The organism is Enterobacter sp. SGAir0187, from assembly GCF_002952735.2.
Lineage (GTDB): Bacteria > Pseudomonadota > Gammaproteobacteria > Enterobacterales > Enterobacteriaceae > Enterobacter > Enterobacter quasiroggenkampii.
Genome location: NZ_CP025034.2, coordinates 703,781 through 726,184, shown reverse-complemented (window position 1 = coordinate 726,184; position 22,404 = coordinate 703,781). Strand labels below are relative to the sequence as shown.

At 56.3% G+C, this 22,404-nt stretch carries 21 protein-coding genes; 8 read left to right on the top strand and 13 right to left on the bottom strand.

The features are described 5' to 3' along the window. The first annotated feature begins 142 nt into the window (after positions 1 to 142). Genes lolC through cobB form a run of 5 tightly spaced genes read left to right on the top strand, consistent with a single transcriptional unit; the run spans position 143 to position 5,081 of the window. The gene (gene lolC, locus CWR52_RS03510; protein WP_045372942.1) at positions 143 to 1,342 is read left to right on the top strand and encodes a lipoprotein-releasing ABC transporter permease subunit LolC; all 1,200 of its coding nucleotides are present in this window, start codon (positions 143 to 145) and stop codon (positions 1,340 to 1,342) included. Then, the gene (gene lolD, locus CWR52_RS03505; RefSeq protein ID WP_104948854.1) at positions 1,335 to 2,036 is read left to right on the top strand and encodes a lipoprotein-releasing ABC transporter ATP-binding protein LolD; all 702 of its coding nucleotides are present in this window, start codon (positions 1,335 to 1,337) and stop codon (positions 2,034 to 2,036) included. The genes lolC and lolD overlap by 8 nt, the downstream gene beginning before the upstream one ends. Next, a complete protein-coding gene (lolE, locus tag CWR52_RS03500) occupies positions 2,036 to 3,280 on the top strand; it encodes a lipoprotein-releasing ABC transporter permease subunit LolE (RefSeq protein ID WP_045352893.1) in 1,245 nt (414 codons plus the stop codon). The genes lolD and lolE overlap by 1 nt, the downstream gene beginning before the upstream one ends. Positions 3,281 to 3,333: 53 nt before the next feature. Continuing rightward, entirely contained in the window at positions 3,334 to 4,245 is a 912-nt protein-coding gene (gene nagK / locus CWR52_RS03495) for an N-acetylglucosamine kinase (protein WP_104948853.1), read from the top strand. Between the two features lie 14 nt (positions 4,246 to 4,259). Continuing rightward, positions 4,260 to 5,081: a Sir2 family NAD+-dependent deacetylase gene (gene cobB, locus CWR52_RS03490; protein WP_021240739.1), complete on the top strand. Its 822-nt coding sequence runs from the start codon at positions 4,260 to 4,262 to the stop codon at positions 5,079 to 5,081. A 45-nt stretch (positions 5,082 to 5,126) separates the two neighbouring features. Here cobB and CWR52_RS03485 read toward each other — a convergent pair whose 3' ends face one another. Then, positions 5,127 to 7,058 carry a methyl-accepting chemotaxis protein gene (locus CWR52_RS03485; protein ID WP_104948852.1) on the bottom strand — a complete coding sequence of 644 codons (1,932 nt, stop codon included), beginning with the start codon at positions 7,056 to 7,058 and terminating at the stop codon, positions 5,127 to 5,129. Positions 7,059 to 7,295: 237 nt separating this feature from the next. Here CWR52_RS03485 and CWR52_RS03480 point away from each other — a divergent pair, with 237 nt between their 5' ends. Continuing rightward, on the top strand, positions 7,296 to 8,525 hold the full coding sequence (locus CWR52_RS03480) for an EAL and HDOD domain-containing protein (RefSeq protein ID WP_045910215.1): 1,230 nt from the start codon (positions 7,296 to 7,298) through the stop codon (positions 8,523 to 8,525). Positions 8,526 to 8,572: 47 nt separating this feature from the next. On the opposite strand, the gene potD is transcribed toward CWR52_RS03480, so the two are convergent. From potD to potA, 4 genes are read right to left on the bottom strand one after another with little or no spacing between them, the layout of a single operon-like run. Further along, positions 8,573 to 9,607: a spermidine/putrescine ABC transporter substrate-binding protein PotD gene (gene potD / locus CWR52_RS03475; RefSeq protein ID WP_104948851.1), complete on the bottom strand. Its 1,035-nt coding sequence runs from the start codon at positions 9,605 to 9,607 to the stop codon at positions 8,573 to 8,575. Beyond that, the gene (gene potC, locus CWR52_RS03470; protein ID WP_008500765.1) at positions 9,604 to 10,395 is read right to left on the bottom strand and encodes a spermidine/putrescine ABC transporter permease PotC; all 792 of its coding nucleotides are present in this window, start codon (positions 10,393 to 10,395) and stop codon (positions 9,604 to 9,606) included. Before potC ends, potD begins: the two co-directional genes overlap by 4 nt. Continuing rightward, positions 10,392 to 11,249 (bottom strand): spermidine/putrescine ABC transporter permease PotB, encoded by an 858-nt coding sequence (gene potB / locus CWR52_RS03465; RefSeq protein ID WP_104948850.1) that lies wholly within the window; start codon positions 11,247 to 11,249, stop codon positions 10,392 to 10,394. The genes potC and potB overlap by 4 nt, the downstream gene beginning before the upstream one ends. Next, positions 11,233 to 12,375, bottom strand: coding sequence for a spermidine/putrescine ABC transporter ATP-binding protein PotA (potA, locus tag CWR52_RS03460; RefSeq protein ID WP_201268157.1), 1,143 nt, complete (start codon positions 12,373 to 12,375; stop codon positions 11,233 to 11,235). The genes potB and potA overlap by 17 nt, the downstream gene beginning before the upstream one ends. Before the next feature lie 237 nt (positions 12,376 to 12,612). Between potA and pepT the strand changes: the two genes are divergently transcribed. Both pepT and CWR52_RS03450 read left to right on the top strand, forming a co-directional pair. Next, a complete protein-coding gene (pepT, locus tag CWR52_RS03455) occupies positions 12,613 to 13,836 on the top strand; it encodes a peptidase T (protein ID WP_104948848.1) in 1,224 nt (407 codons plus the stop codon). A 96-nt stretch (positions 13,837 to 13,932) separates the two neighbouring features. Further along, entirely contained in the window at positions 13,933 to 14,424 is a 492-nt protein-coding gene (locus CWR52_RS03450; RefSeq protein WP_104948847.1) for an REP-associated tyrosine transposase, read from the top strand. An 87-nt stretch (positions 14,425 to 14,511) separates the two neighbouring features. Here the strand turns inward: CWR52_RS03450 and CWR52_RS03445 are convergent, their stop codons facing one another. The 8 genes from CWR52_RS03445 to rluE form a co-directional block, all read right to left on the bottom strand. Further along, on the bottom strand, positions 14,512 to 15,633 hold the full coding sequence (locus CWR52_RS03445) for a cupin domain-containing protein (RefSeq protein WP_021241031.1): 1,122 nt from the start codon (positions 15,631 to 15,633) through the stop codon (positions 14,512 to 14,514). Positions 15,634 to 15,725: 92 nt separating this feature from the next. Further along, complete coding sequence (gene phoQ, locus CWR52_RS03440; protein WP_104948846.1) at positions 15,726 to 17,189, bottom strand: two-component system sensor histidine kinase PhoQ; 1,464 nt, start codon at positions 17,187 to 17,189, stop codon at positions 15,726 to 15,728. Continuing rightward, entirely contained in the window at positions 17,190 to 17,861 is a 672-nt protein-coding gene (phoP, locus tag CWR52_RS03435) for a two-component system response regulator PhoP (RefSeq protein WP_024908594.1), read from the bottom strand. A gap of 123 nt (positions 17,862 to 17,984) precedes the next feature. Continuing rightward, complete coding sequence (purB, locus tag CWR52_RS03430) at positions 17,985 to 19,355, bottom strand: adenylosuccinate lyase (RefSeq protein ID WP_104948845.1); 1,371 nt, start codon at positions 19,353 to 19,355, stop codon at positions 17,985 to 17,987. Between the two features lie 19 nt (positions 19,356 to 19,374). Then, on the bottom strand, positions 19,375 to 20,004 hold the full coding sequence (gene hflD, locus CWR52_RS03425; protein ID WP_008500756.1) for a high frequency lysogenization protein HflD: 630 nt from the start codon (positions 20,002 to 20,004) through the stop codon (positions 19,375 to 19,377). Positions 20,005 to 20,032: 28 nt separating this feature from the next. Next, entirely contained in the window at positions 20,033 to 21,142 is a 1,110-nt protein-coding gene (gene mnmA, locus CWR52_RS03420; RefSeq protein ID WP_152034553.1) for a tRNA 2-thiouridine(34) synthase MnmA, read from the bottom strand. 41 nt (positions 21,143 to 21,183) lie between these two features. Then, positions 21,184 to 21,657 (bottom strand): NUDIX hydrolase, encoded by a 474-nt coding sequence (locus CWR52_RS03415; RefSeq protein WP_023327130.1) that lies wholly within the window; start codon positions 21,655 to 21,657, stop codon positions 21,184 to 21,186. 9 nt (positions 21,658 to 21,666) lie between these two features. Beyond that, positions 21,667 to 22,320: a 23S rRNA pseudouridine(2457) synthase RluE gene (rluE, locus tag CWR52_RS03410; protein WP_104948843.1), complete on the bottom strand. Its 654-nt coding sequence runs from the start codon at positions 22,318 to 22,320 to the stop codon at positions 21,667 to 21,669. Positions 22,321 to 22,404: the final 84 nt, after the last annotated feature.

The window sequence follows — 22,404 nt, the reverse complement described above, 5'->3', positions numbered from 1 at the left end:
AGGGGCGGTTTCAGACATTAGTACCCTGATTTATCTGAATTTTTCGGAAAAATGATTACCAAAGCTTACGGTTTCAGTCATTTACGCTTAACGGATTCGCTTATATACTCGTGGGTCTGCTATCAGCAAACAGACGGACTTCATGTATCAACCTGTCGCACTCTTCATAGGCTTACGCTACATGCGTGGGCGCGCCGCGGACCGCTTCGGTCGCTTTGTCTCCTGGCTTTCGACTATTGGCATTACGCTTGGCGTGATGGCACTGGTGACGGTGCTTTCCGTCATGAATGGCTTTGAGCGCGAGTTGCAAAACAACATCCTGGGGCTGATGCCGCAGGCCGTTCTCTCATCGACTAACGGTTCGGTTAACCCACAGCAGCTGCCGGAAAGCGCGGCGAAGTTACAGGGCGTCACGCGCGTTGCGCCGTTGACCACCGGTGACGTGGTGCTGCAAAGCGCCCGCAGCGTGGCGGTCGGCGTGATGCTGGGTATCGACCCGGCACAAAAAGATCCGCTGACGCCGTATCTCGTTAACGTGAAGCAGACTGACCTGGAAGCCGGGAAATACAACGTGATTCTGGGTGAGCAGCTTGCCGGCCAGCTTGGCGTCAACCGTGGCGACCAGCTGCGCGTGATGGTGCCTTCAGCCAGCCAGTTTACGCCGATGGGGCGCCTGCCAAGCCAGCGCCTGTTCAACGTAATTGGTACCTTTGCCGCCAACAGCGAAGTCGATGGCTACCAGATGCTGGTTAACATCCAGGACGCGTCACGCCTGATGCGCTACCCGGCCGGAAATATCACCGGCTGGCGCCTGTGGCTTGACGCGCCGCTGAAGGTGGATACCCTCAGCCAGCAAAAACTGCCGGACGGCACCAAATGGCAGGACTGGCGCGAGCGCAAAGGCGAGCTGTTCCAGGCCGTGCGGATGGAGAAAAACATGATGGGGCTGCTGCTGAGCCTGATCGTCGCCGTGGCGGCATTTAACATCATCACCTCGCTGGGGCTGATGGTGATGGAGAAGCAGGGCGAGGTCGCTATCCTGCAAACCCAGGGGCTGACGCCGCGCCAGATCATGGCCGTGTTTATGGTGCAGGGCGCCAGCGCCGGTATCATCGGTGCGCTGCTCGGCGCCGTGCTGGGGGCACTGCTTGCCAGCCAGCTCAACAACTTAATGCCGATTATCGGCGCGCTGCTCGACGGCGCGGCGCTGCCGGTGGCTATCGAGCCGCTGCAGGTGGTCGGTATTGCGCTGGCCGCGATGGCCATTGCGCTGCTTTCAACGCTTTATCCTTCCTGGCGCGCCGCCGCCACTCAACCCGCTGAGGCTTTACGTTATGAATAAGATCCTGTTGCAATGCGACAACCTGTCCAAACGCTATCAGGAAGGCACTGTGCAAACCGACGTGCTGCACAATGTGAGCTTCAGCGTGGGCGAAGGCGAGATGATGGCGATTGTCGGCAGCTCCGGCTCCGGTAAAAGTACCTTATTACATCTGCTGGGCGGGCTGGATACCCCAACCAACGGCGACGTGATTTTCTCCGGCCAGCCGATGAGCAAAATGTCCTCAGCAGCGAAGGCCGAGCTGCGTAACCGCGAGCTGGGCTTTATCTACCAGTTCCACCACCTGCTGCCGGATTTCACGGCGCTGGAAAACGTGGCGATGCCGCTGCTGATTGGCAAAAAGAAACCCGCAGAAATTACCGCCCGCGCCAGCGACATGCTGAAAGCGGTAGGGCTGGGCCATCGCGGTAACCACCGTCCGTCGGAGCTGTCCGGCGGCGAACGCCAGCGCGTGGCGATTGCCCGTGCGCTGGTCAACAACCCGCGTCTGGTGCTGGCGGATGAGCCCACCGGTAACCTGGACGCCCGCAATGCGGACAGTATTTTCCAGCTTCTGGGCGAGCTGAACGCCTCACAGGGTACCGCGTTTCTGGTGGTGACCCACGATCTGCAGCTGGCAAAACGCATGGGGCGCCAGCTTGAGATGCGCGACGGTCATCTGAACGCGGAACTGACCCTGATGGGAGCAGAGTAATGGCGTCACCGTTATCGTTACTCATCGGTTTACGTTTTAGCCGCGGCCGCCGTCGCGGCGGCATGGTGTCGCTGATCTCCGTCATCTCGACCATCGGTATTGCGCTGGGCGTGGCGGTGCTGATTGTCGGCCTGAGCGCCATGAACGGTTTCGAGCGCGAGCTGAATAACCGCATTCTGGCGGTGGTGCCGCACGGGGAGATCGAACCTGTTAACCAGCCGTGGACGAACTGGAGCGATGCGCTCACCAAAGTTGAAAAAGTGCCGGGCATCGCCGCGGCCGCGCCCTACATTAACTTTACCGGGCTGGTGGAGAGCGGGGTAAACCTGCGCGCCATCCAGGTGAAAGGGGTGAACCCGGCGCAGGAAGCGCGCCTCAGCGCGCTGCCGAACTATGTGCAAAACGGCGCGTGGGCCAACTTCAGGGCGGGCGAGCAGCAGATCATCATGGGTAAAGGCGTTGCTGATGCCCTGAAGGTGAAGCAGGGCGACTGGGTGTCAATCATGATCCCCAACGCCAGCGCCGATCACAAACTGCAGCAGCCAAAACGCGTGCGCCTGCACGTTACCGGTATTCTTCAGCTGAGCGGCCAGCTTGACCACAGCTTTGCGATGGTGCCGATGGAGGATGCGCGCCAGTATCTCGACATGGGCGACAGCGTGACGGGCATTGCGATTAAGGTGAACGACGTCTTTAACGCCAACAAACTGGTGCGCGACGCGGGCAGCGTGACCAATAACTATGTCTACATCAAAAGCTGGATCGGCACTTACGGGTATATGTACCGTGATATCCAGATGATCCGCGCCATTATGTATCTGGCGATGGTGCTGGTGATTGGCGTCGCGTGCTTTAATATCGTCTCGACGCTGGTCATGGCGGTCAAGGACAAGAGCGGCGACATCGCCGTGCTGCGTACCCTCGGAGCAAAAGACGGTCTTATTCGCGCCATCTTCGTCTGGTACGGTTTGCTGGCGGGGCTGTTCGGCAGCCTGTGCGGCGTGGTGATTGGCGTGGTGGTTTCCCTGCAGCTGACGCCGATTATCAACGGGATTGAAAAGCTTATTGGTCACCAGTTCCTGTCGGGTGATATCTATTTTATTGACTTCCTGCCGTCTGAACTGCACTGGCTGGATGTTTTTTATGTGCTGCTTACAGCACTTTTACTGAGTCTGCTGGCAAGCTGGTATCCGGCGCGTCGCGCAAGCCGAATTGATCCGGCGAGGGTATTAAGTGGCCAGTAATTACGTCATGATCTAGCGGCTTTCGGGTCGCCAGATCGAAAGAGGAATGCGTTATGTATTATGGATTTGATATTGGCGGCACCAAGATTGCGCTCGGCGTGTTTGATAAAGACCTCAAACTGCAGTGGGAAACCCGCGTTCCCACGCCGCGCGACAGCTACGACGAATTTTTAACCGCCATTGCCGCGCTGGTGGCACAGGCCGATGAACGCTTTGGCGTGAAAGGCAGCGTCGGCATTGGTATTCCGGGCATGCCGGAAACAGACGACGGTACGCTTTACGCGGCCAACGTGCCTGCCGCCAGCGGTAAACCGCTGCGCGCCGATCTCTCCGCGCGCCTTGAACGCGACGTGCGTTTAGACAACGATGCCAACTGCTTCGCGCTCTCTGAAGCCTGGGATGATGAATTCCGTCGCTACCCGCTGGTGATGGGGCTGATCCTCGGTACCGGCGTCGGCGGCGGAATCGTCATCAACGGTAAGCCCATCACCGGCCGCAGCTACATCACCGGCGAGTTTGGTCATATTCGCCTGCCAGTGGATGCCCTCGAGGTGGTGGGACGTGATTTTCCGCTAACCCGCTGCGGTTGTGGCCAGCACGGCTGTATTGAGAACTACCTTTCCGGCCGTGGGTTTGCATGGCTTTACGAACACTTCTATCATCAGAAACTTGAGGCCCCTCAAATCATTACCCTGTGGGAGCAAGGGGATGCGCAGGCGCGTGAGCACGTCGAGCGCTATCTGGATCTGCTGGCGGTATGTCTGGGCAATATTCTCACTATCGTCGACCCGGATCTGCTGGTGATCGGGGGAGGGCTCTCAAACTTTACCGCGATTACGGAACGGTTGTCCGGGCGTTTGCCCCGACACTTATTGCCGGTTGCCCGCGTGCCGCGTATTGAACGCGCGCGACACGGGGACGCAGGAGGCATGCGCGGAGCCGCATTCCTTCATCTCACCGATTAGTTTACGAGGTTACTATGCTGTCGCGTCGCCAGGGTCGACTCAGCCGTTTTCGCAAAAACAAACGCCGCTTGCGTGAGCGTCTGCGCCAGCGGATCTTTTTCAGAGACAGAATGATGCCAGAAGCGATGGATAAACCCAGAGTGGTGGTGCTGACCGGGGCGGGGATCTCCGCCGAGTCAGGAATTCGAACCTTCCGCGCGGCGGACGGGTTGTGGGAAGAGCACCGCGTGGAGGATGTCGCCACGCCGGAAGGCTTTGCCCGCGACCCGGATCTCGTGCAGGCGTTTTACAACGCTCGCCGTCGTCAGCTTCAGCAGCCTGACGTCGCGCCGAATGCGGCGCATCTGGCGCTGGCGAAGCTGGAAGAGGCGCTGGGCGATCGTTTTCTGCTGGTAACGCAGAATATCGACAACCTTCACGAGCGGGCCGGTAACAAGAACATCATCCATATGCACGGCGAGCTGCTCAAGGTTCGCTGCGCCTGGAGCGGTCAGGTGCTGGACTGGAAAGAGGACGTGCTGCCAGAGGATAAGTGCCACTGCTGCCAGTTCCCGTCGCGCCTGCGTCCGCACGTGGTCTGGTTTGGCGAAATGCCGCTGGGAATGGATGAGATCTACAGCGCCCTGGCGATGGCCGACGTATTTATCGCCATCGGCACATCTGGCCATGTTTATCCGGCGGCGGGGTTTGTACACGAAGCGCGACTGCACGGCGCGCATACGGTAGAACTCAATCTTGAGCCAAGCCAGGTAGGCAGCGAGTTTGAAGAGAAACACTACGGCCTGGCAAGCACGGTTGTTCCGGAGTTTGTCGACAAGCTACTGAAAGGGCTGTAACGCGAATCGCGTGAAAAGGCACCCGCTGGACGGGTGCCTTTTTATTTAAGAATGAAAGAACGCCAGCGTCTTCTCCAGCGATTTAGCCTGCTCATCCAGCGAGAGCGCCGCCGCTGAGATCTGCTGAACCAGAGAGGCGTTCTGCTGGGTGGTGCTGTCCATCTGGTTAACGGCGGTACTGACCTGGCTAATCCCGCGGTTCTGCTCGTCCAGCGCCTGAACAATGTCGTTGATGACCAGATGAACGTGCGACACCGCCTCAATCACCTGTTTCATCATTACGCCGGTCTCATTGACCAGCTCAACGCCTTTGCTGACGCGTCCTGAGGACTCGGCAATCAGTTGAGATATTTCTTTGGCCGCGTTAGCGCTTCGCTGGGCAAGGTTGCGCACTTCACCTGCAACTACCGCGAAACCGCGTCCCTGTTCACCTGCACGCGCCGCTTCAACGGCCGCATTCAGCGCCAGGATATTGGTCTGGAAGGCGATGCCGTCGACGATGCTGTTAATCTCACCGATCTTACGTGCGCTCTCGTCAATCTCCCCGATCACCATGACCACGTCGTTTACCAGCGTTTCGCCATGCCCGGCAAGGCTCGCGGCGCGATCGGTCAGCGTGGTGGCCTTGTGGGCGTTGTCGGCGTTATTCTTCACCGTGACCGAAATCTCTTCCATGCTGGCAGCTGTTTCAACAATCGCCGCCGCCTGTTCTTCGGTACGCGAGGCGAGGTCAAGGTTGCCCGCCGAAATTTCGCTGGTCCCGCCGTGCACGGAATGGCTGGCTTCGCTGATATTGTCGACGATGCGCTTGAGCTGCGTCTGCATGGTGTGCAGGGCATAAAAAATGCTGTGGGTATCCCCTGAACGTACCGGGATGGTGTTGTTCAGCTCTCCCCGGGCAACGGCCAGGGCGATCCCGGCGGCCTCAGAAGGTTCTCCCCCCACCGGACGGTCAACCTTGCGGGTAAAGATCTGGGCCATCACCAGGCTGACCGCAACGATGCTTAACACCATCAGGACGATGGCTTTCAGTAAAAATGCGCGCGCTTCGGCCATCACTTCGCTGACCGGGGTGATAATAGCCAGTTTCCACGGCGTCTGGCTGTTGCCGACGGCGATGTCCTGCCAGGTGATAAACACCTCTTCCTTCAGCAGCGGATCGTTTACCCGGGTGACGTCATGACCGGTAATCTGACCCGCGTAAGGCTTGCCTGCAGCACGTTTGTCCGGGCTGGACACCACGTTATTGCCCGCAGACAGGAGGAGAGCGTAGCCTGTGCCATTCCACGGTTTAATTGCGCCGATCGTGGACTGCAGCGTGGCGAGCGAGAAGTCAGAGGTGACCGAGCCCAGAAACTGACCGTCACGCATGATGGGGGCGGCAATCGAGGTGAGCATCACGTCCACGCCGTTGTAGGGATAGATATAGGGCTCGATGATCACATCTTTATGCCGCTGTTTCGGCAGCAAATAATAATCACCGCTGCCGGGCGTTTCGATGTCTGTTAGCAGGTGCAACGCCGGTTTGCCGGTGGCGTCCCGGTCGACGTAGCGGGCGTAGCGCCCGGCAGGATCTTCACCGCTCTGACCGGCAAAGGCGGCATCTTTATCATCAAACGCGTTGGGCTCAAAGGCCATCGACATGGAGAGAAACGATGGGTGAGCCGAGAGGTAGTGGATGAGCAGCTGGTTCAGGCTCTGGCGATCGGATACGCCGGCCTCACGCAGCGCCAGGGCGCTGTTGCCCATATCCCGGGCGGCAGTCAGGGCGGAATCCAGCTGTTTGCTGACCTGTAAAGCCTGTACCTCGGCTATCTGGCGGATATGTTTTTTGGCCAACACCTCTTGCTGCGCCATCCACTGCCACATCATAAACCCGATCGTTGCCGTAAATCCCACCGTCACGGTGAGGAAAATGGACAATAGCATCAACGTCTTGACTCTTATTTTTTGTTTTTGGACCATGGCGTCTTTCATTCTCATCTCCCGTAATGTCGTGCATGTCGGGCAGGCACACAGTACTTATCGGATATTTCGTTCTCTTTCTGTAGAGCGCCGGATATATTTAATTTAAATTCCAGAATAGTAAATCCCGTTAATTAGTGTGGATGCTTTTATTTTGTGCATTCAATCAAAATAGCGCTCGATAATGCTCGTTATCATCGTGTAGAAAGAGGATGCTAATAAATATTAAGTGGTAGAGGAGGATGGGATATGTACGGATTTATCGCGCGACAACCCATTTTTAACCCAGAGATGAATACCGTGGCCTATGAGCTGCTTTTCAGAGACGGGATGACAAATCGTTTTCCTGATGTGTCGGCGGAATATGCCACCTCCAGGATGATATCCGATCAGTTTTTATGTGTGCCGTCCCAGCGCATCGCCGGGGCACATACGTCGTTTATTAATTTCCCTTCAAGGATGGTCATTGACCGCAGTGGCGAAGCGCTTGATAAAGAGAGCGTGGTGATTGAGATCCTTGAAGATGCTGTGCCGGGAGCCGAACTGCTGCAGGCCGTCAGGGAGATGAATGCGCATGGCTACCAGTTTGCGCTCGATGATTTCACCCTTGCGCCAGAATGGGATGCTTTTTTACCCTATATTTCGATCCTGAAATTCGACGTCAGAAATTATACTTTAGCGCAAATTAAAGCGTATCTGAAAGCACGTAAACATCTGACCGGTCATATTAAATATCTCGCTGAAAAAGTTGAGACTAAAGAGGAATTCAACCAATACAGGGACGAGGGGTTCTCTCTTTTTCAGGGCTATTTTTTCTGCCGTCCGGAGGTCATTAAATATAAACGGCTGTCGCAAAATCAGCTGGCGATTTTCCGGCTGCAAATGGAGGTCGGACGCAATAAACCTGATTTTCGAATCATCGAGTCGTTGATAAAAACGGATCTGACGCTCTCTTATAAAATCATGCGCTATATGAAGCATACGGCGTTTAAACATGTCGGCGCTTGTAATTTCAGCAAGTTAACCCTGAGCGAGGTGCTCAGGTATCTTGGCGAAAATCAGCTCCGACGGTTTGTTGCCGTCGTGGTCCTCGCCAGTGCGGGTAATGACACCGTCAGCGAGCTTTACCCGTTAAGCATGATGCGCGGCAAGTTCTGCGAACTGATCGCAGAGACGATGAAAGACCCGATTCTGGCCGAAAATGCGTTCATGTGCGGCCTGTTTTCTTTGCTCGATACCCTTCTTGAGCTGCCGATGGCCGAGTTGATGAAGCAAATTGCGGTACCGCAGAGCGTGAGCAACGCGCTGTGCCATCAGGAGGGGCAGTTAGCCGACATGATCAACCTCTGTCGTTATTATGAACAGCAGCGCTGGGACGAGGCAACCCGGGTTCGTCAGGCGCTGGGTCTGTCTGATGAGGAGGTGGTGGAGGCGATGCGAAAGGCGACGATCTGGGCAGGAGAGAATGCGGTCAGTTAATTCCCCCTCACGCCGCGCAGGCGGCGTGAGGAAGAACGCGATACCGGTTAGCGGCCCGCTTTTAACTTCTGGTAATACTCTTCGTAGAGGCGGCTGGCGTCGCCGACATCGTTCTGCCATTCACCTTTGCTGATGGTTTCGGCGTCCGGGTAGAGCGACTTATCGTTAGCCACGTCAGGCTTCAGCAGCTTGCGTGCGGCCAGGTTGGGCGTCGGGTAGCCAATCGTCTCGGCAACCTGTTTCGCCACGTCAGGGCGCAGCAGGAAGTCAATCAGCTTATGTGCCCCGTCCACGTTTTTCGCGTTGGCCGGGATTGAAAGACTGTCCATCCAGAAAATCCCGCCCTCTTTTGGCCAGACAACCTCAAGCGGCGTACCGGCCTGGCGGGCGACATACGCGGAGCCGTTCCACACCATCCCCAGGTTCACTTCGCCTTCCATATACGGGTTTGCCGGGTTATCGGAGTTGAATGCCGCCACGTTAGGCATCAGCTTTTTCAGCTCGGTATACGCCGCTTCAATCTCTTTTGGATCCGTCGTATTGCCCGAGTAGCCCAGCTTGCGCAGCGCGATCTGGAACACTTCACGCGCGTCGTCTGTCAACAACAGGCTGCCTTTGTACTCCGGTTTCCACAGGTCGGCCCAGCTTGTCACCGTTTTCGGATCGACGGCCTCACTGTTAACGCCAATCGCGGTTGCCCCCCAGATATACGGAATGGAGTAGTCGTTATTCGGGTCAAACGGCTTGTTGAGCATCTCCGGATCGAGGTTTGAAAAATGGGTTAGCTTCGTTTTATCGATCTTCTGGATCATGCCCTCTTTGCGCATTTTGTCGACAAAGTAGGTGGAAGGTACCACCAGATCGTACGCGCCGTCTTTGTAGGTTTTGAGCTTGGCATACATGGTTTCATTCGACTCGTAGGTCGAGTAGATCACCTTGATGCCCGTCTCTTTGGTGAACTGTTCCAGCAGTCCCGGCGGCACATACTCGGTCCAGTTGTAAAAATAGAGCGTTTTGCTGTCATCAGCGTGCGCGGCACCCATGCCAAGCACCAGCGCCGCAGCGGCGAGCATTTTTTTCATTTCATTGTCCCCTGAGATTTTGTTTTATCACGAGCAATAACCTGGCTGGCGATCACCAGAACCAGCGAAAACACCAGCAGAATGGTCGCCAGCGCGTTCACCTCAGGTGAAACGCCGACTTTCACCATCGAATAGATTTTCAACGGCAGAATTTCATAGCTCGGCCCGGTCACGAAGGAGGAAACCACCACGTCATCCATCGACAGGGTAAAGCTCAGCAGCCATCCGGCCGCCACGGCGGGCATCGCCAGTGGCAGGATGATTTTGCGCAGGATGGTCATCTCGCTGGCGCCCAGATCTTTCGCCGCCTCCAGCATGCGCACGTCGAACCCTTTCAGGCGCGCAAAGACGGTCACCACCACAAACGGCAGGCAGAAGGTGATATGGGAAAACAGCAGCGACCAGAAGCCAAGCTGAACGCCCAGCAGCATAAACAGCACCAGCAGCGAAATCGCCATCACGATGTCCGGCGACATCATCACCACAAACAGCATGCCGCTGACGAACGGCTTACCGCGAAAACGATAGCGGTAGAGCGCCACGGCGGTCAGGGAGCCAATCAGCGTGGCGAAGGTGGCGGAGAAGATCGCCATCGTCAGCGAGTGCTGAGCGGCCTGCAGCAGGCTGTCATTGTTCATCAGCAGGCTGTACCAGTCGGTGGTAAAGCCCTGCCAGTTAATCCCAAAGCGCGAGCTATTAAACGAGTTCACGATCAAAATAATGATCGGGATATACAGGTAAGCGTAAATGGCGGTCATAAAACCGCCGCGAAGCAGTCGACCGATCATTCGAGTTCCACCTTCTTATTCAGCAGCCGTGAGGCGCGCCAGTAGACCAGCAGCATCAGACCCATCACCACCGTCAGCGTAATGCTGGTGGCGGACCCGAACGGCCAGTCGCGGATGTTGAGGAACTGGCTCTTGATCACATTCCCAATCAGCAGGTTTTTCGCCCCGCCCATCAGGTCAGAAACGTAGAACAAGCCCATCGCCGGGAGCATCACCAGCAGACAGCCCGCGATAATGCCGGGCATGGTCAGCGGGATGATAATGCGTATAAAGGTCTGGAACTTGTTGGCACCCAGATCTTTTGCCGCTTCCAGCAGCGGTTTATCCAGCTTCTCAATGCTGGAGTAGAGCGGCATCACCATAAACGGCAGCAGGATATAGACCAGACCGATAATCACCGCGCTCGGGGTGAACATGATGCGGATCGGCGTATCGATCACTCCCAGCCACAGCAGAAATTCATTGAGGTAGCCTTTGGTGCTGAGGAAGATTTTCAGCCCGTAGATGCGAATCAGCGAGTTGGTCCAGAACGGCACAATCAGTAAAAATAGCAGCAGGGGCCGCACCTTTTGCGGCAGGCCCGCGAGGAACCACGCGAAGGGATATCCCAGCACCAGACAGGCAATCGTGGCAATCAGCGCCATATTCAGCGAGTGCAGCAGCACGTCAAAATAGAGCGGATCGAGCAGGCGCGTGTAGTTGTCCAGCGTAAAGACAAGCGAAACGAAATGGGTATCGTCGCGGGTCAGGAAGCTGGTGGCGATAATCATCAGGTTGGGTAGAAAGACAAACAACACAAGCCAACCGACGATCGTGGCAATCACCACATTCTGGAACTTACTTGTGTTCTTCATCAGCCAGTACAACCTCCCAGCTTTCTACCCAGTTGATAACCATTTTCTGGTCGAGAGAGTGGTCGAAGTCAGGGTCGTCCTCGTTAAAGAACTCGCTGACCATCACCATTTTGCCGTTCTCCAGCTCGACGACAGACTCCAGCGTCATCCCTTTGTAGTTGCGCTCGCGGATATAGCCGATTAACCCTTCGGCCTCGGCATTGCCGTGGATTTCATCGACGCGCAGATCTTCCGGGCGCAGCAGAACGTTGAGTTTTTGTCCCTTTTCGACGGGGAAATTCACCGTGATGGCGCAGTCCCGTCCTTCGACGCGGGCCCGGACGCGCTGGTCGTCCAGACGTTCGATCACCGTGGCGTCGAAGATATTGATTTCACCAATGAAGCTGGCGACAAACAGGTTCTTCGGCTCTTCGTAGATTTCACGCGGCGTGCCGTCCTGCTCGATTTTACCGTCACGCATCACCACGATGCGGTCGGACATGGTCAGGGCCTCTTCCTGATCGTGGGTGACGAAGACAAAGGTAATGCCGAGCTTGCGCTGCAGGGCTTTGAGCTCGTTCTGCATCTGCTTGCGCAGCTTGTAATCCAGCGCCGAGAGGGATTCATCCAGCAGGAGCAGACGCGGCTTGTTCACCACGGCGCGGGCGATGGCCACGCGCTGCTGCTGGCCGCCGGAAAGCTGATGGGGTTTACGCTGGGCAAACGTCTCAAGCTGCACCATGCGCAGGGCGTCGGTGACGCGCGGTTCGATTTCATTCGCCGGGGTTTTTTGCATCCGCAGGCCAAACGCCACGTTTTCAAACACGGTCATGTGCGGGAAGAGGGCATAGCTCTGAAAGACAGTGTTGACGTGGCGATCTTCGGCGGGAACCTGGGTGATGTCCTGGTTTTCAAGATGGATGTGGCCGTTATCGACGCTTTCCAGCCCGGCGATAAGGCGCAGTACGGTTGTTTTGCCGCAGCCGGAGGGGCCAAGCAGCGTCAGAAACTCACCGTCATTGATGGTGAGAGTGAGGTCGGAAATGACGTCCTTGCCATCAAAACTTTTACGAATTCGTTCCAGTTTCACCAGCGGTGAACGGGTTTGTGTATTCAATTTTTGCGCTGTCCCATATAGACGCCTCAGGCAGCAGACTGAAGCGGGGTTTGTGTGTAACCACCTTGGTGACTCGTAATGAGGGCGGCCATTCTACGGCAATCCCCTGCAATCGCCAATCCTTGTCACTGATTCATAAGCTACATTTACTAACGCATAACGATATAAACGGAAAATATTCTCGTTTGCGGGATAAAAGTGACCTGACGCAATATTTGCGTTTTGATGCTTATTGATAATGTTGTCACAAAAAGTGAGGGTGACTGCATGGATAAATTACTTGAGCGTTTTTTACAGTACGTTTCGCTGGATACCCAATCTAAACCGGGTGTTCGCCAGGTGCCGAGCACCGAAGGCCAGTGGAAGTTATTAAACCTGCTTAAAGAGCAGCTTGACGCCATGGGGCTGGTCAACGTCACGTTAAGCGAGAAAGGCACTGTGATGGGAACGCTGCCGGCGAATGTCCCGGGTGACATTCCGGCGATTGGCTTCATCTCCCATGTCGACACCTCTCCTGATTTTAGCGGTAAACATGTAAACCCGCAGATTGTTGAAAACTACCGCGGTGGCGACATTGCGCTGGGCATAGGCGACGAAGTGCTCTCGCCCGTCATGTTCCCGGTGCTGCACCAGCTGCTGGGCCAGACGCTGATCACCACCGACGGAAAAACGTTGCTGGGGGCGGATGATAAAGCGGGGATCGCGGAAATCATGACGGCGCTGGCGGTGCTGAAGGGCAAAGATATCCCGCACGGGGATATCCGCGTGGCCTTTACGCCGGATGAAGAGGTCGGCAAGGGCGCGAAGCACTTCGACGTGGACGCCTTTAACGCGCAGTGGGCCTATACCGTTGACGGCGGCGGCGTCGGTGAACTGGAGTATGAAAACTTCAATGCCGCGTCTGTTACGATCAAAATTGTCGGTAACAACGTTCACCCCGGTTCGGCGAAAGGCGTCATGGTGAACGCGCTGTCGCTGGCGTCGCGAATTCATGCGGAAGTCCCGGCGGAAGAGAGCCCCGAACAGACCGAGGGGTATGAAGGGTTCTATCACCTGACCAGCATCAAAGGCACCGTGGACAGCGCGCAGATGCACTACATCATCCGCGATTTCGACCGTAAAGCCTTTGAGGCGCGCAAGCGTAAGATGATGGAGATCGCCAGGAAGGTGGGCAAGGGCCTGCATCCTGACTGCTATATTGAGCTCATCATCGAAGACAGCTATTACAATATGCGCGAGAAGGTGATGGTGCATCCGCATATTCTCGATATCGCCCAGCAGGCGATGCGCGACTGCGATATTGAACCGCAGCTGAAGCCGATTCGCGGCGGCACTGACGGTTCTCAGCTGTCATTCATGGGACTGCCGTGCCCGAACCTGTTTACCGGTGGCTATAACTACCATGGCAAGCATGAGTTTGTGACGCTGGAAGGAATGGAAAAGGCGGTGCAGGTGATTGTGCGGATTGCGGAGTTGACCGCTAAACGCTAAAAAAACGCCCGGTGGCGCTACGTTTACCAGGCCTACGATCCGAATGTAGGTCGGGTAAGGCGAAGCCGCCACCCGGCATTGAGGCAAGGAGTGCCCATGTCAAACTACCGTCGCCATTACGTCCCCGGTGGAACCTGGTTCTTCACCGTCAACCTGCAAAATCGTCAGAACGATTTGCTTACCCGCCATATCGATAGCCTGCGTTCCGCCACCTCAACGGTTAAACGTGCGAAGCCCTTCACCATCAACGCGTGGGTTATTCTGCCTGAACACATGCACTGTATCTGGACCCTACCGGAAGGAGACAGTGATTTTTCTGCTCGCTGGCGGGATATCAAAAAGACGTTCAGCCGCAACATCGACATGCGCCATATCTGGCAGCCACGATTCTGGGAACACACTATCCGTAACGAAGAGGACTACCGGCGGCATGTGGATTACATTTACGTCAATCCGCTGAAGCACGGCTTTGTGGGTAAAGTCAGCGACTGGCCGTTTTCAACGTTTCATCGGGACGTGGCTCAAGGGTTGTATCCGGTGGATTGGGCCGGCGAGATCGAGGATTTTGCGGCGGGAGAGCGGCGATAAAAACGCCCGGTGGCGCTACGCTTACCGGGCCTACGATCCGAATGTAGGCCGGGTAAGGCGAAGCCGCCACCCGGCAAATATCACGACTCAGTCCTCAAAGAACCAGTACCCGCTGTTGACCAGTGCGGCCAGCATCGCGAGGAAGGATGGGTCTTCCAGCGCATCGCCAAAGGTATCGGCAGTCAGCACCAGATGGCTGGCAATCGCTTCCAGCGCCGGTCGGTGCGGTGAGTCCAGCTTCTCGCCATTGACGAACACGTCCTCACCAATACGCAGCACGCGTAGTCCGCCCAAGCGCGTCAGCTTGTCGCCCTGCTGAAGCGCATCATAAATCTCGTCAGCTTGATAAGGCGGCTCCGGTGGTGCAACGTCCAGCTCGTGGCGGGACTGGCTGATAAACTCGCCAAACCACTGTTTGAAGTGCTCCGGCTCGTTAATCAGATCCAGCATCATGCCGCGCAGCTTATCCAGCTCTGCGGGCAGGATATCGGCCGGATGCTCGCGTGCAGGCACATCAGGGTCGCTGTAACGATAGCTGCCCAGCTCGCGCTGCAGAACATAGTCGGCAAATCCGCTGATCATCTCGCGCCCGCTTGGCGCGCGGAACCCGACGGAGTAGTTGAGGGAATTCTCCAGGGAGTAACCTTCGTGCGGGAATCCCGGTGGAATGTAGAGAATGTCACCCGGCTCCAGCTCTTCGTCGATAATCCCGTCAAACGGGTCAACCTGAAGCAGGTCCGGGTGCGGGCAGTGCTGCTTCATGGGGACTTTTTCGCCCACGCGCCAGCGGCGGCGGCCCGTACCCTGAATGATAAACACGTCGTACTGGTCCAGATGCGGACCCACGCCGCCGCCAGGTACGGAGAAGGAGATCATCAGATCGTCCATGCGCCAGTCGGGCAGGGCGCGGAATGGACGCATTAAGGCGGCCGTTGGCTCGTGCCAGTGGTTGACCGCCTGTACCAGCAGCGACCAGTTGTTTTCACCGAGGTGATCGTAGCTTTCGAAAGGACCGTGGCTAACCTGCCATTTCCCGTCCTGGTGGCTGACCAGGCGGCTGTCGACTTCGTTTTCCATGGCCAGACCGGCCAGCTCGTCAGGCGAGATAGGGTCGACAAAATTGCTGAACCCGCGCTTCAGAACCACCGGGCGTTTTTGCCAGTAACGTTCTATAAACTCGGGCCAGTTAAGTGTTAAGTGATAATCCATAATTTTTTTATTCCGCAGGCTCTTACTGACTCGGATTATAACGGAAGCTCAGCCCCCCGGCTGCGAGATCCTCGCATTTTTCACATAACGGGTTAACTATCGTTCGATGTGGGCTGCTGGCGACCAAAAATGACCTCCATTCTGGCGCCGCCCAGCAGGCTTTCGCTGGTTTCGATTTTCCCGTCGTACTGATCGACAATCTCCCGGGCGACGGCTAATCCAACGCCCTGGCCAGGACGCAACGTATCGGCGCGCTGACCGCGATCGAACACCACATCTCGTTTATTGCGCGGGATCCCCGGGCCATCATCCTCCACGATGATATGCAGCTCGGTTTCCGTCTGGCGCGCCGACACTTCCACGAACTCCAGACAGTATTTGCAGGCGTTATCCAGCAGGTTACCCATCACTTCCATGAAGTCATTTTTTTCACCCACAAAGCTTATCTCTGGCGAGATATCGAGGCTGATGTTCACCCCTTTACGCTGATACACCTTGTTGAGGGCAGACGTAAGGTTATCCAGAAGCGGGGCGACCGGATGCAGCTCACGGCTCAGTAGGGCGCTGCCGGAACGCATGCTGGCGCGGTGGAGGTAATAACCAATTTGCTGGGAAATACGGCTGATCTGCTCCAGCATCACCGGCTCGGCATCGTCAACGCTCAGCTTCGAACTGCGCATGGAACGCAGGGTGCTTTGCATGACCGCGAGCGGGGTTTTCAGGCTGTGGGTCAGGTCGGTAAGCGTCGTGCGGTATTTATCATAGCGTTCGCGTTCACTTTTCAGCAGGCGGTTGAGGTTTCGCACCAGGCTGGTGAGCTCGCGGGTGGTTTCCGGATTAAGCTTTTCGCGATGATGTTCTTCCAGTTCGCGAACCTCTTTCGCCAGTGATTCAATGGGGCGCAAGCTCCACCACGCCGCCACCCACAGCAGCGGGATCACCAGCAGCAGATTTGCCGCCAGAACGTAGATGAACCAGCTCCAGACCATATAAGAACGCTTCAGCTCGACCGGAATGGTGTCGATCACCACGATGGTCAACTGCGGCATGTTTAGCGTCGCCGGATAGAGGTTAATCGCGACGGAGTGGGTCATCTCCGTTTCGGCATCGTCGGCGCGGATCTCGTTCAGCTTTTGCTGCAGGGAGCGATCTTCACGGATCAGCGAGCTGGTGGTGTTGAGATCGGCTTCAATTTCGTGAAACCCGTTGGTTTTCAGCCAGTCCGGACGAATGCTTTTGACCAGCCACGGAATGTCTCGCTGCGCCCACAGTAGCTTCCCCTTTTCGTCATAAATCAGGGCCAGCGTGGGGCTCTGCTGATTGAGGTTTTCCGGCATTTCGACGGTGATTTTATTGTCTTCCCACTTCGCCAGGGTATAAAACAGATTGCTTTCGCCACGCAGCAGGCGAAAGGTGGTTTTATCAAAGCTGACGCTGTAGCCCACCAGGGCGACCATGCCGTAGGAGAGCGACAGCACCAGCACGACGGCTGCCGTTGCCAGTAAAAAGCGCACCCGCAGCGAGAGGGGCAAAATATGGCGCAAGATCCGTCTCATTTAGCGTAATTCGAACAGGTAGCCCTGGCCACGGACGGTGGTAATCACATCCTGTGGATATTGCGCCTGAATTTTCTTACGTAAACGTCCCATCAGCACGTCAATGGTATGGCTCTCACGCAGTTCAGCATCAGGATAGAGCTGGAGCATTAAGGAGTCTTTGCTCACGACCTTGCCGTTGTTACGGATCAGCGTCTCCATGATGGTGTATTCGAAGGCGGTGAGCTTGATCACTTCATCATTGATGGATAATTCCCGGCGGGAGAGGTCGACCTGGAAAGGCGGGATGGAGATAACCTGAGATGCCAGCCCGCTGTTGCGACGAAGCAGCGCCTGCATGCGGGCCGCCACCTCTTCAATATGGAACGGCTTGGTGACGTAATCATCCGCACCCGCGCTGAGCACTTCGACCTTATCCTGCCAGCCTTCACGGGCGGTCAGCACCAGAACCGGCAGAGAAACATCGTGGCTGCGCCAGCGGCGAATCAACGACAGACCGTCTTCATCAGGCAACCCTAAATCGACAATGGCGATATCCGGCAGGTGTTCATTGAGATAATAATCGGCTTCTTTTGCATCTTCAGCATCGTCCACCTGATGTCCCATCTCCTGAAGCTGAACCTTCAGGTGATGACGTAGCAATGCGTTATCCTCAACAACCAGTACGCGCATCATCTTTTCTCCCAGAATAAATAGTATGAATAGTTTAACGCTGATTATGTTGCTGTGGGGATAAACATTGAGTAAACCGGGGAAAAGCAACCCCCTTTCCGGGCGGAAAGGGGGGAGAGGAGATTACTTCAGCTCGTCAACCATGGTGATGGCGCGGCCAATGTAGTTCGCCGGAGTCATCGCCTTCAGGCGGGTTTTCTCTTCTTCCGGCAGCGCCAGGCCGTCGATAAACTGCTTCATACCCTCGGCATCAACGCGTTTGCCGCGGGTCAGCTCTTTCAGTTTTTCGTACGGTTTTTCGATGCCATAACGACGCATCACGGTCTGAATCGGCTCCGCCAGCACTTCCCAGTTGTGATCCAGTTCGTCCAGCAGACGATCGCGGTTCACTTCCAGCTTGCTCACGCCTTTCAGGGTGGACTGGTACGCAATCAGCGCGTAGCCGATGCCCACGCCCAGGTTACGCAACACGGTGGAGTCGGTCAGGTCGCGCTGCCAGCGGGATACCGGCAGTTTGCTTGCCATATGCTGCAGCACGGCGTTCGCCAGACCCAGGTTGCCTTCGGAGTTTTCGAAGTCGATCGGGTTCACTTTGTGCGGCATGGTGGAAGAGCCGATTTCACCCGCAATGGTTTTCTGTTTGAAGTGGTTCAGGGCGATGTAGCCCCACACGTCACGATCGAAGTCGATCAGGATGGTGTTGAAGCGCGCGATGCAGTCAAACAGCTCGGCGATATAGTCGTGCGGCTCAATCTGGGTAGTGTACGGGTTCCACTGAATGCCCAGAGAGGTCACGAACTCTTCGCTGAACTGGTGCCAGTCCACTTCCGGATACGCGGCGATGTGGGCGTTATAGTTACCGACCGCGCCGTTGATTTTACCCAGAATTTCAACCTGTTCCAGCTGACGATACTGGCGCTCCATACGGTACGCGACGTTCGCCATCTCTTTACCCATCGTGGATGGGGTGGCTGGCTGGCCGTGGGTACGGGAGAGCAGAGGAATGTCGCGGTATTCCACGGACAGCGCTTTCACCGCGTCGATGATTTGACGCCAGTAAGGTAGCACCACCTCTTTGCGCGCGGTAGAGAGCATCAGGGCGTGCGACAGGTTGTTGATGTCTTCAGACGTACAGGCGAAGTGGATGAACTCAGACACGGCGTGCAGTGCAGGAACGCTTTCCACTTTCTCCTTCAGGAAGTACTCGACCGCCTTCACGTCGTGGTTGGTGGTGCGCTCAATGGTTTTAATGCGCGCGGCATCTTCTTCATTGAAGTCGGCAACGATTTTATCAAGGTAATCGTTTGCCTTTTCATCAAAAGCAGGAACTTCCTTGATTGCTGCCTGGGCGGCCAGCTTTTGCAGCCAGCGTACTTCAACCTGAACACGGAACTTCAGCAAACCATATTCGCTGAAGATCCCGCGCAGCGCGCTGACTTTATCGCCGTAGCGTCCATCGACAGGGGATACGGCGGTCAGTGAGGATAATTCCATAATTCGCAACTCCGGGAGGTTAACAATGAGCAAGAATTTGTTTTGCCTGAGTGGTCAGGCGATTACGAGAAAACATTAGCTGCAGGCGGCCACCGCCAACCTGGTGCCACAGCACGGCAGCGCGGATCCCAGCCAGCAGGGAGGCGCGCACTTTTGCCTGTACCTGCGGACTTTGCAGCACGGCAGGGGAGCCGGTGACCTGTATACGCGGTCCCAGCGGGCTGATGACGTCAACATAAATGCCGGCCATGGCACTCAGCAGCGTGTCGGACTGCAGGTCGAAATGATCGAGCTGACGCTGTAGCCCGGCAATGCGATCGCCCAGGGTATTAAGCGCGCCTTTTGCTGCGCTCAGCTTACGCTCCAGCACCATCAGGCTCAACGTGTAGCGGGTCAGCTCTGCGTTTAACCCCTGACGGCTGCTGGCGTTAAGCACGCCAAGCAGGGTTTCAAGACCGAGACGAAGATTGGTTTCACTGCCACCGAACACGCCCAGGGTTGAACCGGGGTTGAGGTCGATAACGCTGTTGAGTGAAACGTGCAGGGCGTCAGCGTCGCAATGACCCTGATGCGCCAGCTGTTGCACCAGACGGGCTGACTGGCAAATTCCCGCCAGCGCCAGGGTGATGTCATAGTAGTTCTTCGCCACACGGTCTCCTTTATGTGTGCAATCGCTGTTAAACAGCGGGCAGCGGCAGGCGCTGTTCAATGATCCCGCCGCCCAGGCAGATTTCGCCGCTGTAGAAGACAGCAGACTGGCCCGGGGTGACGGCGGCGACCGGCTCGTCGAAGCGCACGTCAATGCGATCGTCATCGAGCGCGGTAACGGTGCAAGGAATATCGGTCTGACGGTAGCGTGTTTTCACCGTGCAGCGCAGCGTGCCTTTTAGCGGCTCACGATCAACCCAGTGCAGCTGTTGCGCGATCAGGCCAACGGACATCAGACGCGGATGGTCGTGACCCTGAGCAACTACCAGAATATTGTTTTCGACATCTTTGTCGACCACGTACCACGGATCTTCGCTACCTTCTTTCGTCCCGCCGATACCCAGGCCTTTACGCTGGCCTAAGGTGTGGTACATCAGCCCCTGATGCTGGCCAATCTCTTCCCCGTCGACGGTGACAATTTTACCCGGCTGTGCGGGCAGGTAACGTCCGAGGAAATCGCGGAATTTGCGCTCGCCGATGAAGCAGATGCCGGTAGAGTCTTTTTTCTTCGCGGTGATCAGGTCCAGCTCTTCGGCGATTTTACGCACCTGCGGCTTTTCCAGCTCGCCGACGGGGAACAGGCTCTGGGCGATTTGCTCGTGGCTCAGCGTATAGAGGAAGTAGCTTTGATCTTTGTTGCCGTCCAGACCGCGCAGCAGCTGGCTTTTGCCATTCACGTCAGCGCGACGCACGTAGTGACCGGTCGCAATGTAGTCTGCGCCCAGATCTTCCGCGGCGAATTCCAGGAAGGCTTTAAATTTGATCTCTTTATTGCACAGAATATCCGGGTTCGGCGTGCGGCCCGCTTTGTACTCTTCGAGGAACAGTTCAAACACGTTGTCCCAGTATTCTGCGGCAAAGTTAACGGTGTGCAGTTCAATGCCGAGCTTATCGCACACGGCCTGCGCATCGGCGAGATCCGCTGCGGCAGTGCAGTATTCCTCGCCATCGTCTTCCTCCCAGTTCTTCATGAACAGGCCCTCCACCTTATAGCCCTGTTGCTGCAACAGGTAGGCGGAAACGGAGGAATCGACACCGCCGGACATGCCGACGATCACTTTTTTTGGGCTTTCTGACATTGGAATACTCACGACATTGAACTTCAAGGCGGCGTATTCTATCACGCCCCCCCACCATTGGCACCCTCTGTAAACGGCCAGTTAAAAGCGCCGATGACATCCAGCGGCAAGCGGTCGGCAGACTGCCAGCAGCGAATGCTTTCCGCAACCAGCGGCGAGCGCAGGTTTCGCGCGTTCAGGATCTCGTCGGCGGTGACCCACAGACAGCGGTCGATATCGTCATCCTGCGGCTCTGTGGCGCACGTTTCGCTAAGCTCAACGGCAAATAAAAAACGCAGGAAGGGGGTGCTGTCGGGTGCAATCCACTGGTGCATACGGATGAAGTGCTGGGGTTCAGCGTGAATGCCGGTCTCTTCCCACAGCTCGCGTTTTGCGGCCTGAAGAAGGGTCTCATTGGCTTCAAGGTGTCCGGCTGGCTGGTTCCACAGCGCTTTGCCGTTAATGCTCTCTTCGACAACCAGGAATTTACCCCGGGCGTGGACCACGCAGGCAACCGTGACATGAGGTTTAAACATAGTGACTCCTTAAGGGGTAACGTCGCGCCATTCACCGTTTGCCAGCGTTTCCAGGGTGTAGCTGCCCATGGCGTAGCGAATCAGACGCAGGGTAGGGAAGCCGACGTGCGCGGTCATGCGCCGAACCTGACGGTTGCGGCCTTCATAAAGGGTGATTTTGAGCCAGCTGGTCGGAATGGATTTGCGTTCGCGGATCGGCGGATTGCGCGGCCACAGCCACTCCGGTTCATTCACGCGTTCAATACCTGCCGGCAGGGTGGGACCGTCGTTCAGCGTGACGCCTTTGCGCAATTTATCCAGCGTTTCTTCGTCCGGCTCCCCTTCGACCTGGACGAAGTAAATTTTGCCGGTGCGTTTTCCTGGCTGCGTGAGCTTCGCCTGCAGCGCGCCGTCGTTGGTCAAGACCAGCAGGCCTTCGCTGTCCCGGTCCAGACGCCCGGCCGCGTAGACCCCCTGAACAGGGATATAGTCCTTTAGCGTGCTGCGTCCGGCTTCGTCGGTGAACTGCGGCAAAACATCGTAGGGTTTATTGAACAGAATCACCCGCTTTGGCTGGGTTTCTTGCGGTCGTCTGGCGGCTTGTCGCGAGCTGAATCGCTCAACCCGGTGTTTTGTAAAAGAAGTTTTCTTCATGGTATTTTCAGGCGTTATCAATTGCCGCATTATAGCCTAATAACGAAGACCTTTCATGGCGTCGGACAATCAGGTACTATCGAAGGGCTCATTACAATTTATTAACATAAGATC

What these genes read in the sequence shown, in the direction of transcription:
- phoQ (WP_104948846.1), bottom strand. Translation starts at nt 17,189, where the DNA reads ATGAGACGGATCTTGCGCCATATTTTGCCCCTCTCGCTGCGGGTGCGC.
- purB (WP_104948845.1), bottom strand. Translation starts at nt 19,355, where the DNA reads ATGGAATTATCCTCACTGACCGCCGTATCCCCTGTCGATGGACGCTAC.
- potB (WP_104948850.1), bottom strand. Translation starts at nt 11,249, where the DNA reads ATGAAGAACACAAGTAAGTTCCAGAATGTGGTGATTGCCACGATCGTC.
- cobB (WP_021240739.1), top strand. Translation starts at nt 4,260, where the DNA reads ATGCTGTCGCGTCGCCAGGGTCGACTCAGCCGTTTTCGCAAAAACAAA.
- CWR52_RS03480 (WP_045910215.1), top strand. Translation starts at nt 7,296, where the DNA reads ATGTACGGATTTATCGCGCGACAACCCATTTTTAACCCAGAGATGAAT.
- lolD (WP_104948854.1), top strand. Translation starts at nt 1,335, where the DNA reads ATGAATAAGATCCTGTTGCAATGCGACAACCTGTCCAAACGCTATCAG.
- CWR52_RS03450 (WP_104948847.1), top strand. Translation starts at nt 13,933, where the DNA reads ATGTCAAACTACCGTCGCCATTACGTCCCCGGTGGAACCTGGTTCTTC.
- rluE (WP_104948843.1), bottom strand. Translation starts at nt 22,320, where the DNA reads ATGCGGCAATTGATAACGCCTGAAAATACCATGAAGAAAACTTCTTTT.
- CWR52_RS03445 (WP_021241031.1), bottom strand. Translation starts at nt 15,633, where the DNA reads ATGGATTATCACTTAACACTTAACTGGCCCGAGTTTATAGAACGTTAC.
- lolE (WP_045352893.1), top strand. Translation starts at nt 2,036, where the DNA reads ATGGCGTCACCGTTATCGTTACTCATCGGTTTACGTTTTAGCCGCGGC.
- phoP (WP_024908594.1), bottom strand. Translation starts at nt 17,861, where the DNA reads ATGCGCGTACTGGTTGTTGAGGATAACGCATTGCTACGTCATCACCTG.
- CWR52_RS03415 (WP_023327130.1), bottom strand. Translation starts at nt 21,657, where the DNA reads ATGTTTAAACCTCATGTCACGGTTGCCTGCGTGGTCCACGCCCGGGGT.
- potC (WP_008500765.1), bottom strand. Translation starts at nt 10,395, where the DNA reads ATGATCGGTCGACTGCTTCGCGGCGGTTTTATGACCGCCATTTACGCT.
- potD (WP_104948851.1), bottom strand. Translation starts at nt 9,607, where the DNA reads ATGAAAAAAATGCTCGCCGCTGCGGCGCTGGTGCTTGGCATGGGTGCC.
- CWR52_RS03485 (WP_104948852.1), bottom strand. Translation starts at nt 7,058, where the DNA reads ATGAAAGACGCCATGGTCCAAAAACAAAAAATAAGAGTCAAGACGTTG.
- lolC (WP_045372942.1), top strand. Translation starts at nt 143, where the DNA reads ATGTATCAACCTGTCGCACTCTTCATAGGCTTACGCTACATGCGTGGG.
- nagK (WP_104948853.1), top strand. Translation starts at nt 3,334, where the DNA reads ATGTATTATGGATTTGATATTGGCGGCACCAAGATTGCGCTCGGCGTG.
- mnmA (WP_152034553.1), bottom strand. Translation starts at nt 21,142, where the DNA reads ATGTCAGAAAGCCCAAAAAAAGTGATCGTCGGCATGTCCGGCGGTGTC.
- pepT (WP_104948848.1), top strand. Translation starts at nt 12,613, where the DNA reads ATGGATAAATTACTTGAGCGTTTTTTACAGTACGTTTCGCTGGATACC.